This window comes from Verruconatronum alginivorum (genome assembly GCF_056590205.1).
Genome location: NZ_JBWPVQ010000001.1, coordinates 741,770 through 757,416 on the forward strand (window position 1 = coordinate 741,770; position 15,647 = coordinate 757,416).

A 15,647-nucleotide genomic window follows, 5' to 3' on the forward strand; every position below is an offset into this window, starting at 1 on the left:
AATAGTCAGAGAACCCACTCCGGATTAGAAATTAGTGTCTATTAGTGTTTATTAGTGGTTAACCATTCCGTCATGATCGCCTTCCGCTTCATCACCCTCCTCCTGATCGCCCTCCTGGCCCACGCCGCCCTGCATGCCGCCGGCGAGCCGCGGATCGTCCAGCTCGTCCAGGGAAATCCGCTGCAACGGAACAATCCGACGGCCCTGCCGACGTTGATCGAGCACATCAACGAGACCACCAGCATCCGGCTCCACCCCGATCCGCTCTTCATCGACTCGTTCGAAGACGAGCGGATTTTCCTGCATCCGCTGATGTATGTGAATTTCGGTGACATCCAGAACTGGAACCTATCCGGCCGCGCCCGGGAGAACCTGAAGAACTTCCTCGACCGGGGCGGCTTCCTCTATATCGACGCCGGGATCACCTCCGAATTTCTCCGAGGGGACGCCCAACACGGCCAACGCCACAGCTTCGCCGACTGGGAAATCCATCCGACCCTGCAGGAACTCTTCCGCTCCCTTTACCCTGACCGCTCCTTCGAGCGCGTCCCCCGCTCCCACGGACTCTTCCGCGCGTTTTACAGCGGCTTGCCTTCCCCCGAGGATCTGCCGGAAAGCCTGGTCGATTACGTGGTGAACGAAAAATGGCCGCAAGGGACGTATTCGTTCCTTCAATTGAAAATCGAAGGCCGGATCGCGGTCCTGGCCTCGCCGATCGTATCCATGGGATGGGGACGCAACCACCTCGGAGCCTGGTCGAACCCGATCGCCTTTCGGGTGCGCGAAAGCGGCGAAGGGTTGGAAGACCAACTCCGCGACGCCGCCTACCGGGGCGAACGCTTCCAGGCCGTCCGCGAAGACGGCCGCACCGACATCATTTACTCCCAGGAACCGGCCCGTCCGAGCTGGGTCGAAGAGCCCGACGGCACCTGGCGCATCTTCCGTTATTACCACAGCCGCGAAATCAGCGACTTCGCCCACGAGTTCTACACCCAACTCGGCGTCAACATCTTCGTCCACGCCCTGACCCATTGATCCCCGACACCACTATCCAAATCGGAGGGTTGGCTTCCAGCCGACCTCTTCTGACTCCGACGGCGGACGGCAGGATGCCATCCCTCCCAGTGGCCTTTAGTTGGGTCTTTTCATCGGGCGAAACCGGTATGGAATGGTCCTCAGGGCCCGCAACGGAATCGAGAGCGCCGGGGCCAACCATCCCAGAATCTTCCTGCGGCCGATCGTTCCGCCGTGCGCGCGCAGCAGGGAGGCGATCTCGGTTCGTCCGAACATCGTCGCAAACAACAGCGGCGTCGCCCCGCCGCCGTTGTCGGCGTTCCGGTCGGCGCCGGCTTCGAGGAGAAGCCGGGCGATCGCGGTGTGACCCTTGAACGCGACACCGCCGAGGGGGGTCTGTCCCCGATCGTTTCGCCGGTCGACCTCCGCTCCTTTGTCCACCAACATCCGGGACGTTTCGAGCTGTCCGTTGTAGGCCGCCAGCATCAGCAGGGTGTTCCCCTTGTGATCGGCCAAGTTGATCGGCAACCCTGCGTCGATCATCGGCGCGAGTTCGGCCGTCTCGCCCTGGCGGGCGAAGTCGAGAGCAAGCTGTTGCAGTTCGGCGTAACGATTCTCTTCTTCCAAAGTGACGGAGTGGTCCATGATGATTTTGCGTTGTTGGGTTGGATTTGGTGCGGCGGAGAATTGCGAGAAGAATGAAACACACCCCACCATGCTTGCGCATGGTCCCCCCCTCAAGAGGGGAACGTCCTGTAAGCTGTTCCCCTCTTGAGAGGGGGGGACCGCTCGCCAGAGCGGTGGGGTGTGTTCCCTCTCCCATTCCCTACACAACGGCGACCGGCGGTTCGGCCGGGTCCAACCCGAGGGCCCGCGCCACGCCCGCGCCATAGGCGGGATCGGCTTTCGTGAAGTGTTCGAGCTGACGGCGTATGATTGTTTCGGGTACGCCTTGCATCGCCCCGGCGATATTTTTGAAGAGACGCTCCTTCTCATCCTGCGGCAACAAACGGAAAAGATTCCCGGCCTGAGTGTAGTCGTCGTTGCCTTCGCGGTGGTCGTAACGATCGGCGTCACCGGAGATCTTCAGCGGGGGCTCGTTGAAACGTTCCTCCTGCGCCGGACCGTTGAAGCTGTTCGGCTCGTAATAGGCGTCGGTTCCCTTCGGGCTATCGAAACGCATCGGACCGTCCATGTGATAATGGTTGACCGGCGATTTCGGTTGGTTGACCGGGAGCATCTCATAGTGGGTGCCGACCCGATAACGGTGGGCGTCGGCGTAGGAGAAGATCCGCGCCTGAAGCATCTTGTCCGGCGAAAATCCGATGCCCGGGACGATGTTGGAGGGACTGAACGAGGATTGCTCGACCTCGGCGAAATAGTTTTCCGGGTTGCGATTGAGTTCCAGAATGCCGACTTCGATCAGCGGATAATCGCCATGCGGCCAGACCTTGGTCAAATCGAATGGATTGATGCGGTAGTTTTCCGCCTCCTCCTCCGGCATCACCTGGACCATCATCCGCCACTTCGGGAAATCTCCGTTCTCGATCGACTCGTAGAGATCGCGCTGGGTGCTTTCGCGGTCGTCGGCGATGATCCGGGCCGCCTCTTCATTGCCCAGGCACTCGATCCCTTGCATCGTCTTGAAGTGAAACTTCACCCAGAAACGTTGGTTCTCCGCGTTCAGGAAACTGTAGGTGTGGCTGCCGTAACCATTGACGTGGCGGTAGCTCTTCGGGAGACCGCGGTCGGAAAACAGGATGGTCACCTGGTGGAGACTCTCCGGACTGAGCGACCAAAAATCCCACATCGCCGTCGGACTGCGCATATTGGTGCGAGGGTGGCGTTTCTGGGTGTGAATGAAGTCCGGAAACTTCAGCGGATCGCGGACGAAGAAAACCGGCGTGTTGTTGCCGACGAGGTCCCAGTTGCCTTCATCGGTGTAGAACTTGATCGCGAACCCGCGGACGTCACGCTCGGCGTCGGCCGCGCCGCGCTCGCCGGCCACCGTAGAGAAACGGAGAAACAGATCGGTCTTCTTCCCGACTTCGGAAAAAACGCCGGCCCGGCTGTATTTCGTGATGTCGTTGGTGATCGTCAGCGTCCCATAGGCACCAGAACCCTTGGCGTGGACGACCCGCTCGGGAATGCGCTCCCGGTTCTGGTGCGCCAGCTTTTCAATCAGTTGGTAGTCCTGGAGGAGAAGCGGGCCGCGGTTGCCGGCGGTCAGCGAATTTTGGTTGTCGGCCACCGGATTGCCGGCGGTCGTGGTCAGGATGGGTCGTTTCTGGCTCATATCGGAGGCCATGATAACAAGGTTGTTGTATTTCCAGAAATACTTGTTAACTCTATTGTCCATAGACACAAGCTATGGAAATTCATCAGCTCCGATACTTTCTGGAAGTGGCCAATACCGGCCGGTTCACCCGGGCGGCCGAAAAATGTTTCGTCACCCAACCGACGCTGAGTCATCAAATCGGAAAGCTGGAAAAGGAACTCGGCCAGCCGTTGTTCCGGCGCAACCGGAAGCGGGCCGAGTTGACTCCATTCGGCGAGTCGTTTTATCCGCGCGCGCTCCGGATCGTAGGCGAGATCCGGGCGCTGGAGGAGGAGGCGCGGTCGCTCGGGGGAATCCTGCAGGGGGACCTGAGAATCGGCGCGATTCCGACCATCGCCCCCTATCTGCTGCCCCGCATGGTGGGTGGCTTCGTCAAGAGACATACCGGCGTCCGCCTATCCGTCTCCGAAGACGTCACCCAAAATCTCCTGGCGCAATTGCGAGGAGGCGAACTCGACCTCGCGCTGGTGAGTCCACCTTTGAACGAGGAAGGGCTGGCGGTGTTGGAACTGGAGGACGACGAACTGCTCGTGACCCTGCCAACGGGGCATCCCTTGGCGGATGAAAAGCGGGTCCACCTTGGCACGGCCGCCACCTACCCGATGGTTCTGATGAAGGAGGCGCACTGCCTGAGCAGCCAGGCCCTGCAGGTCTGCAAACAAGCCGGGGCGGATCCCAAACTGACGATCCGTAGTTCCCAACTCGATACGGTGCAGGCGTTGGTGGAGATGGGACTCGGGATCTCCTTCACCCCGGCCATGGCCCTTCCCTATTTGAACGGATACAAAGTCACCCACCGCTCCATCCAGCCGAAGCCGGTCTTCCGCAAAATCGCCCTCGTCTGGCGGACGAAACTCGTTCCCACCCGCGTGATGCAAGCTTTCATCGACGAGGTGGAAGGCACGGGCCGATCCGCCCAATTCCCAACGAATCGAGCGTTGCGGATTCAATCGTCGCCGGATTGAAAGACGAGGCCTTGGCCGACGACGCGGGTGGCTCCTTCGACGAGTTCGAGCCGGATAGGCCTTTTGCCGGAAAGCTCTCCGATGGTGTCCGCGAGGATCGGTGAATGGGTGGTGACCCAAAGCTGGGAATCCCGCGCGGCGTCGGCAATGAGACGTCCCAATGGCGCCAGGAGATCCGGGTGAAGACTGGTCTCGGGTTCGTTCAACGCCAAGAGACTCGCCGGGCGCGGACTGAGGAGGGCCGCAGCAAGACAAAGGTAGCGAAGCGTGCCATCCGAAAACTCCGGGGCTTGCAATGGACGGTGCAGGCCCGGCATGTGCAACAGGAGACGAAATCGCGTGCCGTCGGTCGCCACTTCAATGCGGGCTCCAAACGCCTCGGCGACCGTCGCCCGGAGATCGGTCCCCTTTTCACTTTCGAGAATGGTCTGGATGGTCGCGGCAAGGTCGGCTCCGTCATGATTGAGGACAGGTGTCCAAACTCCCGCTTGCGGTTGACGAAGCGGCGACTCCGGATCACTCCGAAAGTGATGGTAGAAGCGCCATCGAGCGATTTCCGCGCGGAGAAGCGAAAGTTCGGGATAAAGGTGCGGTTCCCGAATTTGCGAGAGCACCGACTCATTAGCATCGAGTTCGCCCGAGTAAGGAACCCGTCGGCCTTCCCGATCCCGAACCCAACAGCCCGTTCGGTCGCGTTGAAAAAAGGTGGTCGACGGACGACGCTCCCGGCCGTGCCAAACATACTCCTCTTTCACCTCGGGATCTTGATCGAACATCGTCGTCCGAGGCGTGGGAAGGCCGCAACGCAACTCATACGAGAAGGTATCGGTGATCGCGGAAATCGTCATGCGGACCGGTTCCTTCTTGCTCGCCTTTCGCCGAGGACCGGCCCAGAGAACCGACCCCATACCTCCCTCCGCCGCGATCATTGGACCGAGTCCCCCGTTGGCCGCTCGAGAAATCAAATACAACGCATTGTAAAGATTGCTCTTCCCGCAGCCGTTCGGTCCCGTCAAAACGTTGACACGCCCGAGGCCGAGACGAAGGTCGCGCAAGGAGCGGTAACCGGCGATGCGAAGCTCTTCGATGGTCATTGGGGTAAGCCCCCTTGGCGTCAGTCTGTTTCGTCCGGCGATCCGGAATTGAGCCAGGCCTGCGCGGTGAGCTCGTCGAGTTCCCGGTTGTAGGCGGCGCTATCCCACTCGGTCCGGGTGGTCTGGTGTTCGTAAAGGCGACCGGAAAGGACCGTAGCTATGGCATGGATGGCCTCATGACGGGTGAGCCCTTCGCGGAGGAGACGTCCCAGAGCGTCTTTGGCAGTAGTTCCGTCTCCCACCGCGAGTTGGTTTTCCACGACACAGTGCATAACGGCGTGAATCTCGGGATTCGGCAGCTCGATTTTGGCCTTCTTATGATATGCCTCCACAAGAAGAATTCGCTCCTCTTCTTCAATCTTCAGCCATTCCTCGGGATCGACGGGTTTGTCCGGATCGTATGCATTCATTCAAGGCATCTTACCACGGACCGGACGGCGGTCAAAAAGGTTTTGACGGGTGCTTACCTCTTGCCAGCGGCCGTACCGGCGGAAATCATACGAGCCATGGCTGAATCGAATCCGTTTATGCAGGCCGCCCTGGAAGAGGCGCGGAAGGGTCGTTCCGAAGGGGGAATCCCCATCGGCTCGGTCCTCGTTTTGGATGGGAAGGTCATTGGACGCGGCCACAACCGGCGGGTACAGGATGGAAGCGTCATCCATCACGGGGAAATGAATTGCCTCGAAAACGCCGGACGGTTGCCGGCCTCGGTTTACCGGCGCTGCACCCTTTACACGACCCTCTCCCCTTGTCCGATGTGCAGCGGAGCGATCCTCCTTTATGGGATCCCCAAAGTCGTCGTCGGAGAAAACCAAACCTTCGTCGGTGCCGAGGAATACCTGCGCACCCACGGCGTGGAAGTCACCCTCCTAGACGACCCGGATTGCGTCGAGCTCATGCAAGAGTTCATCGCCGCTGAGCCGGAACTTTGGAACGAGGACATCGGCGAATGAAGCGCGCCGTGAGCTGGAGCTTCGTGCTTTAGCCGAAGACCGTCGGCCGCAGGGAACGCCCCCTAGATCACGCGACGTCCCTCCCCGCGACTGAAGCGCGCCGCTCCTTTATTCCAGTTCGGCTAGAAAGCCGTCCGGGACCTCGGCGACATAAAGGTGGGGGACACCGGTGGCGTTCGAATTGAAAACCACCCACCGGCAATCGGGACTGAAATACGGGTGGGCGTGACAATATTGGGCGCCACCGAAACTCGTGCCGGAATCACACAGGACCCGGTGCCGTCCCGTCGCGACCGAACCGGCCACCAGTTTCCCTTCCGAGGTGTCGGCCACGAAAAAGCGGCCGTCCCGCGAGGCGTTCGGATGAGCGAACCGATGCCCCCGCGCCACCACGGTGTGCGATTTCTCCCCGGAGCCAATCGACACCAGATTGCCTTCCTCGATGTTTCGCTTTCGCCGAACCAGGATCTCCTCCTCCGAAGCCCCGCCGCCGATTTCCGACAGGGTCGCCAGCACCCGCCCGGTCATCCCGATGAAACATTGATGCCCCTGGCAATTCACTTCGGTGAAAGGCGGACCGATCGCGAGTTCCTCCAATTGGCCGGAGGCAATGTCCAATAAGCCGAGTCCGATGCGGCTAGATCGCAGATGTGTCGACACGCCAGGGTCGCCGTTCGACTGCAATTCATTGATCTGCACCAGAACGCGGCGTCCGTCGCGGGGATCCACCTGCACATGCGCGTTGGAAATATTCGTGCCTTTGTAAAGGGTCGCAATCTCGCCCGTCGCCAACTCGACCCGGACGATCGCCCACCCATTCCCCGACTCGGTGTTGATGATGTATCCGGCCCGGTCCGGGGTGACCGACCCCAGGCCCTTGGGTCGAAATTTGGCGGGAAGTTTCCGTTCGATTCGCTCGAGACTCTCCGCGTCCATCTGCACCAGGGTCAGACCCTCGTCATCCGCGCGGTAATAATAAAAGGTTGTTTGATCGGGTGAGATCGCCGCTCCGCCCACGCTCGGGAGTCGCTCGTCGATCATCTCCAAGCGTTTGTTTTCCAAGTTCGCCCGCCAAAGCTCGCTTGGCCGACCGGGTGCCATTTGGCGCAGAAAAAAGAGGTATTTACTGGCGGCGTCCATGTAGGGAACTTCGCAGTAAATGTTCATGTTGACGCAAGGAAAGGAAGTCAGGCGGGTGACCCGCGCGCCCGACCCGATGTCGTCAGGAAGCTGATACGCTTCCCGGGTTATGATCGAAGTGCTCATGCCGCTATTATCATCTGAATGACAATGACCCGACAAGCCGGTTTGCCGCTCCGGGGATTCAACGGAGGATAAATCCGCGATACGCGGCGGGATTCCTTCCTCCCGCCAAACCAGGCGAGAGCTGCATCCAATACTGGTGGCGCCCCTCTTCACCTCCCTGGAAGACCACCGCATTGAAATTAAAAACCGCCCCCGGCTCGATGGTCAACCGCTCCAGGGGAAGCCGCACCTCGTAGATCGTACGTCCCGCGGCTTCGTCACGGACGACTTCATAACCAGCCTCATCGAGAAGAGCGGTTTCGGGCCCGTACCATTGATGGCTTCGCACCCCGTCGGAGGTCAGGGCAAAGCCGATGACAAAAAAATCGTCGTTGGTCGCGACCGAACGTCGTGGAGCGAACGCCAACTGGAGGCTGTCGCCATCCCAGATCTCATCCCCTTCTTGATCGTTATGATGTTGCGGGTCGCGAACCGACACCCGGATAAAAATGTAATCCTTCCCGTCCCATCCGAGACGGACTTCACCGCTGAGATCCTCGGGACCTCGCCACCGATTGCGCGCCGCAACCGGATGAACATCCTCTTCCGAATCCAACGACAGCGCCGAAGTCCCGTTCCAGCTGAAACGTCCGTCGGACGATCCCCTTTCAGGGGAGACCCGAGCCACTTCGACCAAATCCCCGAAATCGATCTCTTCCACGATCTCGACCGGCCGCTCCAACCTCTTCCCTCCATCTCCTTCCGAATCGGATTCGATCACCGCGCGGAACCGGTTCCGTCCATCGAGCGCGTCGGCCAGCTTGAAGGCCAAAACTTTTTCCTCCGCGTCGACCACGGACCGCTGGCTCCCGACCTCCTGATCATTGATCCACAAAGTCGCGGCAACCGGAATTGATTGATTCGGGTAACTGCTCCGGATCCGCAGTCGCACCTGGTCCGCCGCATTTGCCTCGATTCCAGCGGTCAACGCCTCGGGATAGACTTCAAAAATCGACCGAATGATCTCCCCAACGAGGTCGGTGACCATGATCGATGCAATACTCGTCGGCAAGGTTGCGGTAATTTCGATCACGAATCCGTAGCGGTCCCGAGTGGATGTGGCCGTCAGCATGGGCCGACCCGTTTGATCGACATAGGGGCGCCGCATCAAGTATTTGGAGGGCGTCTCCTCGGTGGTTTGCTGAAGGAGATAACGGCCGTCGATTCGGCTGTTCAGATTCTCCACCCAATGCATCGACTTAAGGAAATTCTCCGGACGAGTCCCTTCCCGGAGAATGGTCAACGGATTCCACGTCGCATTGGGATTTCCATGGAAGTCCAACACGAAGAACAATCGGTCGGCGTTTTCGTCGATGATTCGTTTGTAAACGATCGTTTCCGGTTCCGAGAAGGGTCCGTGATATCCCTTCCACCGGGAGTGGGTTTCGTCGTATCCTTCGATATCCTGCCCGCTCTCCTCCCAGCTTTGGTCCCCCTGGCGGTTGAGGTCGACGTGGTTGGCGTTTTGCCGTCGGTAATTGTCGTAGCCCCACGGATTCAATACCGGGATGATCTTGAATGCGACTTCGCCGAGATCAATCACGTCGGCATAATCGCCCTCCGCCAGTCGGCGGGCGAAGGTCAGCAACCCGTAAGCCGGTTCCCACTCATGCCCATGGGCGGCCCCATAAAAGAAATACAAGGGAGCGTCCGCGGCACCCGCGTTGAGACTGTACAAGACGTAGCCGTCGCCCGAAGCCACCCCCTCCTCCTCCAAAGTGATTTCGGGATAGGTATCCGCGATCTTCTTCATCATTTCAATGATCTCCGCATAACTGACCTTTTCCGGATACCATTCGCCATAGCGTACCGGATTCGTCAGGACGTTGGTCATGAAAAGGTATTTGTAAAATGACCCGTCGGTCTTGATCGCCGATTCCGCGTTCCAATAATTGCGCACATTCGGCTCGGCGACGGAGAACATGTCCAACCCATACACCCTCCCATTTCCGACCGGTTTCGCCGCGAAACTCACGCCTCCATCCGTCCGGGCCAAGGCCACGATTCCTTTCGCATCCGCTGCCTCGCCGTCCGCCACTACATACAGATTCCCGTCGCGATCCCGCCGCGGAAACTGGTCCCCCGTTCGAAAACCGGCGGTGGCCTCCAGGCACTTTTCGACCACGTGGCCACCTTCGGCTTCCACCTTCTCCACGGAGACTCCCGCCCATTCACCGAAATTCCGTATATCCATGAAGACCGGATTTCCCCGCGCCGCGAATTCCGTCAATGCTCCGGCCAAATCACCGGAAACCGAGGATCCTTCGAACAACACCAATGCCCCCGAACTCTTCTGCAATGCCCCGGTCGGTTCTTCCGCATTTCCGAGAATCAAGTGTTCGCCCAAAAGGGTCTTCACGCTGTCGAAAGTCGGAGCACCTTCCTCCAAATCCGTGAAAACCGCCACCGCAAGGTCCCCGGCGGAATCGACGCGTCCCGTATGCACCTTCAAGTCCAAGGTATCGAAATACGCTCGACCTTCTCCCCGGTAAATGTCGAAAAAGGGACGAAATGCGGTCGCGCCCGCCGGAGCGGGTGCCAGAAGGCGGCGAAAGGTCCAGTCACTGTCCCCCTCGACGGCCGGAGAGCGGACATTGCCGACCCGATTCCCTTCCCCGTCGAGAAAGAGAACCCGCAACATCGCGCCGTTGGAGGCACCCTCCAACCCGGCTCGTATCCATCCGGTGAATTCAACAATATCGCCTTCCTTTACCGGGAACATCGCTCCCCGGACGGTGGTGAACTTCGACTCGTCGTTTTCGATGACGAAGCTCCACATTCCGGAATGCGCGGCCTCTTCGGTCCGATAAGCCCTGGCGACGTCTTCGTTGCCATACGGCCACGCCCAGACGTCGCGCTTCACTTCTTCCTCGAAATTCGGATTCGACAGCGCCACCTCCGATTCGGCCAAACAAACGGCCGACAAGAGAACGAAGGTAAGCACAGGGATAATTTTCTTCATAATGATACCCTATCAATTTCACCCGATCACCGCTTACAGATCGTCCGCGTAATCGAGATGGACCGGTCGCCAAATCCCGGACCGTTCGCCCGAAGCCGCTCGGATACGAACGACCAACAGGTTTTCCGCGCCATACCGCGCGTTATTCGGGTTAACCTCGACGGTGAACGACCGGTTCCGGAGTTCGTTCGCCTTGGCACCCGTCGATTCGATGGTCCGCTCTCCCACCTCGGTTCCGTTGAGATAAACCCAAGCCTCGTCGCCGACCCCCTCGAACTGAAGAAGAACGGTTTCGCCCCGCCAGTTCTCCGGGATGGGAAACACCGTGGCATACCAACCGTAACCTACGTGCGATCCAATCTCCGTCTCCTCCAACGGAGCGGGGACCTTCACCGGCGCCCATGCCGGATCGTCGATCCGATAGCCCCCTCCCTCCGTCATGCGAACCCGGATACCGTTTTCGCGACCTCCCGTGGTGGCGGTAAACCAACGCTCAGCTTCTCCCGCGTTGCCTGGATCCTTGCGGAAATACCATTCGCCCCATGGGGAGTCCCCGGGAGCCCCCGCAGAGGCGACGGAAGCGGCGGACCAATCTCCGTCGAACAACCGATCGAAATCGATCCGGCGATTCTCCACCGTCGAAGCCGCGATATAATCGGCGATATAAAGGTGTTCGTGCTGACGCCGGAAACGGATCAACTCAGCCAAGGCTTTTCTCGCGGCTTCAAGCCTCTCGGGATCGGACGGAACCGCCCCCTGCCTCCCGAGCGTTCCGATGAACTCCGCCGAGAGGCGGGCGTGCTGGAGTCCGGCGATCAGGAACGCAACCCGTTCCGCATAAACGGAGTCGGCCTCCCGGCGGGCCTGACGCAAAGCCCGTTGCAGGAGCGCCTCCGCCGGTTCGAAGGCCTGGGCCGGATACCGCTCGTGGGCGGTGGTGGGATTATTCCATCCGACTCCGCCGCGCGGCGCCTCGGTGCGGGAGTATTCCTCCCAATAATCAAAATACTCCTCGACCAACCCTGCCGCCGGACCGAACGCCGAGAAATATTCGTTCCGCAATTCGCCGAGGTCACGCTCCGGATCGACCGCCAGCCGCATGTGAATGTAATACATCGGCCCACTCACCGCCCAATGTCCCCAAAGACTGTCGTAATCAAAGCCCGCCATGTTATGCCGCGCGGCGAACTGGAACATATCCCCCGCCTGCCACGTGCTCAGATGCGGCATCACATATCCGCCCAAGAGATAATTCGGCCGGTAGCCGATCTTGACTCCCCGCTCGCTCCAACCGAGCCACTGCGCCTTGTTCCACTCGTGCGCCTCTTCTTCCATCGGGTAATAGGTGATGGCGGTGTTGCCCCATGGCACGAACTCACCGTAAACATTTTCCAACGAGAAGTCCGAGACCGGCGCCGGCAAGTAGTTCCAATAAAGAAACGTGGTCACCATCACGTCCGGATTCCGCTTCGCCGCGAGATCCCGCACGGTCTTCCAAAACCGGGCGTAGCGGTCGGAGACCAACGGTTCATAACGCGCGAAGTCCGGTTGATCGGCGGGCACGTCCCACGCCTCGCAATCCGGGCATTGGCAAAAGACCCTCCGGTCGACTTCTCCGAGGCGAATGAAGTCCCCGCCATCCCAGTCCTCTTCCACGAGATACCGATGTAAGTCGGGATTGGATACGCACATCGCCACGTGCCGGGTCGATCCTCCCGGTTCCGGCCCGCGCTCCCCGTCTTCCCGCATCATGAACCACTCCGGGTGTTTCTCGCCATAACGCTCCCACCAGCCGGAAAAGTAATGGCCTACATTCGGCTTTTCCTTCGTATATCCGAGCCGGTGCCGGACAAGATAGGCATACAGATCGTCGGCGTAGGACTTCAAGCCGTCCGGGGTAAACGCCAATCGCTCGATATCGGGATCGTAGGCATTCATGTGACGATCGATGTGCCAGACCCGGTAGCGCCGGAACTGGATCGCCGGTTCGATAATTTCGTCGAGGGCGTCACGGATCACCAGCGATTCCGCCGATGGCACCACCGTACCCAGATCGCCCGGCCACAACCAACGGACTCCGACGTAACGTTCCAACAGTTCGTAGGCGCCGTAAAGTGTCCCGCGATGTCCTCCCGCGTCCCGTGAAACTCCGGCAAGGTTCAGCTTGGAGCTGTCATGACCGGATAAATACAAATCCCGACCGTGGGTCCGCAACGCGAAGGCGTCCGGCGGCAGCGCCGATCCGTCGATGCCACGGGCGGAGGCCGCCCGAGTCGGGCCGACGAAAATCCGGCTTCCGTCCCAACCTCGCCTCGCTTCGGCTTCGCCGACGATATCCAGGGTCACCCCGGTCGCCTTTGCAATGTGGCGCGCCAACTCCTCCGCTGCATAGGCCGCCACCGGATGCGGCTCATCGGGGACAACCAGTAGGGCACGAGCAATCCTGTTTTCCACCAGAGTCACTTCGCCCCCCGCTTCGCCCGCTTCCGCGCAACCCACAAGCATCCCCAGGCAGAGTGCCAGGGCACCCAGCCTCTTCCATCTTCTCCGTATTTCCACTGTCGTTGTCTTTCGCCTGATCGGAGGTTATTCCGCCATCCGGTAGAAGCGGCGCGAGACACCTTCGGCTTGGGTATCGGAATAAACGATTTCCCCATTCGCGTCGGCGACCGGTTCGGCGATCGAGGTCCAAGTCACAAGATCATCCGACACTTCCAGATTATAAGTTCGGTTCGGAGCACCGGTGGCGGTCAAGGTAAAGGCACCGGTCGTCGCGTCGTAGTCGAAACCGGTCAACACCAGAGGCAACGAATCCGGATCCGGAATCACGGTCAGGATCGTTTGGTTCGGACCATAATCGATCCGGAAAAGGTTGGCTTCACCGTAGCCGTCCAGGGTCCGTTCGACCCCGTCTTCCCAGCCGACGAACTCCCCGGTAATGCTTTCATAACCCGAAAGAATGACGTATTCCCCTCCGGCCAAACGGTCGCTGAGAAAGTTCAACTCCAAGGTCACTCCCAGGCTGGTGTCATCCAGGATAACGGCCGGGACCTTGTTTTCGCTTCCGCTGTCCACCTGCGCGAAGGTCAATTTGTCATGATTGTTTGGATTCGCCAGGTCGAGGTGAAGGGCGGCGCCGTTGCGGAATCTCAAATTAAAATTGACGAACTCCATGGTCCCGGTCTCTCCGACCCGGCCGGGATTCACGATTCCTAAGTTCCGGATTTCCGGGATAAAGGTCCGGTTGGCCCCCGGCGCCTGCACTCCGAGAGTCCCGTTGCCGGTCAAGACGGCAGCGGCCTCCTGCCCCCCGACAGTCAAATAACTCCCCCAGGCCCGAAGGTTTCCGTCGAGCACCAACGTGCCGCCATAGACGTTCGTCATCAGATTGGGGCTGATGATTAAACCCGAATCGATCGTCACTTCCCCGGTCAGGTCGGGCGCGAGCAGGAATTCCCGAATATTTTGGCTAACGGCGACACCGGCGAATCCACCGGTGAACAACACATCACCCGGACCATTCAGCCGCACGGTCACATTGCCGCTCCCCTCCCGATTCACCTGTCCGTCGATGGTCAACAGTCGGGACGATTGATTGATGATGTCGGAGGTCCTTCCACCCATGATTGTGAGGAGGGAACCAGGAGACAAGGTGACCGCGCCGGCCCCCTCGTTCACGAAGATCCCCTCCTGAATGTATTGGATCCGGCTCTCGCCCGCCAAGGTAATCGCGTAGTCGAGCGGTTCCCCTTCGGTCGTTCCTTCGAAAGTCAGAGACCGGGCATCGAAACTCCCGGCCCGGGACAAATCGGTATGTTCGACCCCGGTCGCGGGAAACACCGCGCCGACGGTTTCCCCGGGCAAACCGCCCGACCAATTGGCCTCGTTGGCGAGATCGCCATCCTCCGACCCCAGCCAAGTGGAGGTGGTCGCCCCGACGGACAAGACGGATGCGCATAAAATGGCGCCGATGCTTCCCGTCACGGGCAGGGACAAGAAGGAGGGTTTCAAGGAGAGAGCGTGTCGATTCATCATGTTCATGTTTGTTTGGGTGGAGGTTCAGGTTTCGGCGTCACGGATGGTCCGCCGGGAAGGATTCTCCCGGACAAGCGACCTCGGCCAAGGTGGATCTTCGGCCCTTACCGACCGTCTTTCCGCGACAACGGTAAGCCGCGCCTGGTGACTCACGGCTGCCAGGCCTGCTGCCAGAACGGATCGTTCCTCAGACCATTCAGGTCGTCCATTTCGGCGCGTGTGATCCGTTCCACATGGCCATCAAGAAAGACTGCGTTGACGCCGTCGTTATGCTGAAACAGGTAGTCCCAATTCGCGTTTCCCAAATGAGTGTCAGCGATGACCGCGCGAATGAAATCGCCACTGCGGGTCGTCCGCATCGCGCCGTCGATAAACATCATCAACAGACTCGGGTCCTGCGCCTGATCGACATGCTTTAGAAAATATTGACCATTGTAGTAGGCGGTGTCCGAACCTCCGGCACTGCGGGCGGCGTGGCGGTTCACCGAATAATTCCGGTTCCAGCGGCGGATCGCCGGGTTGGATCGCTCGGCCGACGGACAGGTCATGACAGTGGGACCGGCCGGTGCCGGATCATTCACCCAGGTCAAGTCCAAGTAAGGCCAGAGCCCATCCTCCTCGCTCTCCTCCCAAAATTCCGAATCGATCGGCCGTCCGCCATGGTCAGCGGCGTAGAGATGGTAGGCGGTCGACAGCTCCCGCAGGTTGGTCGCGCATTTCGCGGCGTTGGCACTCTCTCGCACCGAACCAACCACCGGAATCAAAATGGCGGCCAGAATGCCGATGATCGCGATGACGGTCAGTAGTTCGATCAAGGTGAAACCCGCGCCAGCACGGGTGCTTAAACGATTCGAGTGCGGTGCGGATACGAGGGGAGACTGTTCGAGGGCGGATGGTTTCATTTTGATTTCTCCGTTTAGAGTTCGGGCGACAACCGATGATTAAAACCAGTGAATGGAGATTACCTCTCTTCCTCAACTC

12 protein-coding genes are annotated in these 15,647 nt (G+C 59.7%); 3 read left to right on the top strand and 9 right to left on the bottom strand.

Annotated elements, in window-relative coordinates; genetic code table 11:
• Positions 1-72: 72 nt before the first annotated feature.
• The gene (locus tag ACWUI2_RS02475) at positions 73-1,035 is read left to right on the top strand and encodes a DUF4159 domain-containing protein (RefSeq protein ID WP_486981283.1); all 963 of its coding nucleotides are present in this window, start codon (positions 73-75) and stop codon (positions 1,033-1,035) included.
• Positions 1,036-1,131: 96 nt separating this feature from the next.
• Here ACWUI2_RS02475 and ACWUI2_RS02480 read toward each other — a convergent pair whose 3' ends face one another.
• Positions 1,132-1,659, bottom strand: a complete 528-nt coding sequence (locus ACWUI2_RS02480) for an ankyrin repeat domain-containing protein (protein WP_486981284.1) — start codon at positions 1,657-1,659, stop codon at positions 1,132-1,134.
• 181 nt (positions 1,660-1,840) lie between these two features.
• A complete protein-coding gene (locus ACWUI2_RS02485; protein WP_486985032.1) occupies positions 1,841-3,322 on the bottom strand; it encodes a catalase in 1,482 nt (493 codons plus the stop codon).
• A gap of 62 nt (positions 3,323-3,384) precedes the next feature.
• Between ACWUI2_RS02485 and ACWUI2_RS02490 the strand changes: the two genes are divergently transcribed.
• Positions 3,385-4,317, top strand: a complete 933-nt coding sequence (locus tag ACWUI2_RS02490) for a LysR family transcriptional regulator (RefSeq protein ID WP_486981285.1) — start codon at positions 3,385-3,387, stop codon at positions 4,315-4,317.
• Here the strand turns inward: ACWUI2_RS02490 and ACWUI2_RS02495 are convergent.
• Together ACWUI2_RS02495 and ACWUI2_RS02500 are read right to left on the bottom strand one after the other, a co-directional pair.
• Positions 4,299-5,411 carry an AAA family ATPase gene (locus ACWUI2_RS02495; protein ID WP_486981286.1) on the bottom strand — a complete coding sequence of 371 codons (1,113 nt, stop codon included), beginning with the start codon at positions 5,409-5,411 and terminating at the stop codon, positions 4,299-4,301. The two genes, ACWUI2_RS02490 and ACWUI2_RS02495, sit on opposite strands and share 19 nt — an antisense overlap.
• Before the next feature lie 20 nt (positions 5,412-5,431).
• Complete coding sequence (locus ACWUI2_RS02500) at positions 5,432-5,821, bottom strand: DUF1841 family protein (RefSeq protein ID WP_486981287.1); 390 nt, start codon at positions 5,819-5,821, stop codon at positions 5,432-5,434.
• 96 nt (positions 5,822-5,917) lie between these two features.
• Between ACWUI2_RS02500 and ACWUI2_RS02505 the strand changes: the two genes are divergently transcribed.
• The gene (locus ACWUI2_RS02505) at positions 5,918-6,364 is read left to right on the top strand and encodes a nucleoside deaminase (protein WP_486981288.1); all 447 of its coding nucleotides are present in this window, start codon (positions 5,918-5,920) and stop codon (positions 6,362-6,364) included.
• Positions 6,365-6,472: 108 nt separating this feature from the next.
• Here ACWUI2_RS02505 and ACWUI2_RS02510 read toward each other — a convergent pair whose 3' ends face one another.
• The 5 genes from ACWUI2_RS02510 to ACWUI2_RS02530 form a co-directional block, all read right to left on the bottom strand.
• A complete protein-coding gene (locus ACWUI2_RS02510) occupies positions 6,473-7,630 on the bottom strand; it encodes a hypothetical protein (protein ID WP_486981289.1) in 1,158 nt (385 codons plus the stop codon).
• A gap of 58 nt (positions 7,631-7,688) precedes the next feature.
• Entirely contained in the window at positions 7,689-10,631 is a 2,943-nt protein-coding gene (locus tag ACWUI2_RS02515) for a M14 family zinc carboxypeptidase (protein ID WP_486981290.1), read from the bottom strand.
• Positions 10,632-10,664: 33 nt separating this feature from the next.
• Positions 10,665-13,136 carry a DUF4838 domain-containing protein gene (locus ACWUI2_RS02520; protein ID WP_486981291.1) on the bottom strand — a complete coding sequence of 824 codons (2,472 nt, stop codon included), beginning with the start codon at positions 13,134-13,136 and terminating at the stop codon, positions 10,665-10,667.
• Between the two features lie 81 nt (positions 13,137-13,217).
• Positions 13,218-14,666: a hypothetical protein gene (locus ACWUI2_RS02525; protein WP_486981292.1), complete on the bottom strand. Its 1,449-nt coding sequence runs from the start codon at positions 14,664-14,666 to the stop codon at positions 13,218-13,220.
• A gap of 149 nt (positions 14,667-14,815) precedes the next feature.
• A complete protein-coding gene (locus ACWUI2_RS02530; RefSeq protein WP_486981293.1) occupies positions 14,816-15,568 on the bottom strand; it encodes a type II secretion system protein in 753 nt (250 codons plus the stop codon).
• Positions 15,569-15,647 lie beyond the last annotated feature (79 nt).

Coding starts and splice junctions, on each gene's coding strand:
- ACWUI2_RS02475 (WP_486981283.1), top strand. CDS start 73: ATGATCGCCTTCCGCTTCATCACCCTCCTCCTGATCGCCCTCCTGGCC.
- ACWUI2_RS02480 (WP_486981284.1), bottom strand. CDS start 1,659: ATGGACCACTCCGTCACTTTGGAAGAAGAGAATCGTTACGCCGAACTG.
- ACWUI2_RS02485 (WP_486985032.1), bottom strand. CDS start 3,322: ATGGCCTCCGATATGAGCCAGAAACGACCCATCCTGACCACGACCGCC.
- ACWUI2_RS02490 (WP_486981285.1), top strand. CDS start 3,385: ATGGAAATTCATCAGCTCCGATACTTTCTGGAAGTGGCCAATACCGGC.
- ACWUI2_RS02495 (WP_486981286.1), bottom strand. CDS start 5,411: ATGACCATCGAAGAGCTTCGCATCGCCGGTTACCGCTCCTTGCGCGAC.
- ACWUI2_RS02500 (WP_486981287.1), bottom strand. CDS start 5,821: ATGAATGCATACGATCCGGACAAACCCGTCGATCCCGAGGAATGGCTG.
- ACWUI2_RS02505 (WP_486981288.1), top strand. CDS start 5,918: ATGGCTGAATCGAATCCGTTTATGCAGGCCGCCCTGGAAGAGGCGCGG.
- ACWUI2_RS02510 (WP_486981289.1), bottom strand. CDS start 7,630: ATGAGCACTTCGATCATAACCCGGGAAGCGTATCAGCTTCCTGACGAC.
- ACWUI2_RS02515 (WP_486981290.1), bottom strand. CDS start 10,631: ATGAAGAAAATTATCCCTGTGCTTACCTTCGTTCTCTTGTCGGCCGTT.
- ACWUI2_RS02520 (WP_486981291.1), bottom strand. CDS start 13,136: ATGCTTGTGGGTTGCGCGGAAGCGGGCGAAGCGGGGGGCGAAGTGACT.
- ACWUI2_RS02525 (WP_486981292.1), bottom strand. CDS start 14,666: ATGATGAATCGACACGCTCTCTCCTTGAAACCCTCCTTCTTGTCCCTG.
- ACWUI2_RS02530 (WP_486981293.1), bottom strand. CDS start 15,568: ATGAAACCATCCGCCCTCGAACAGTCTCCCCTCGTATCCGCACCGCAC.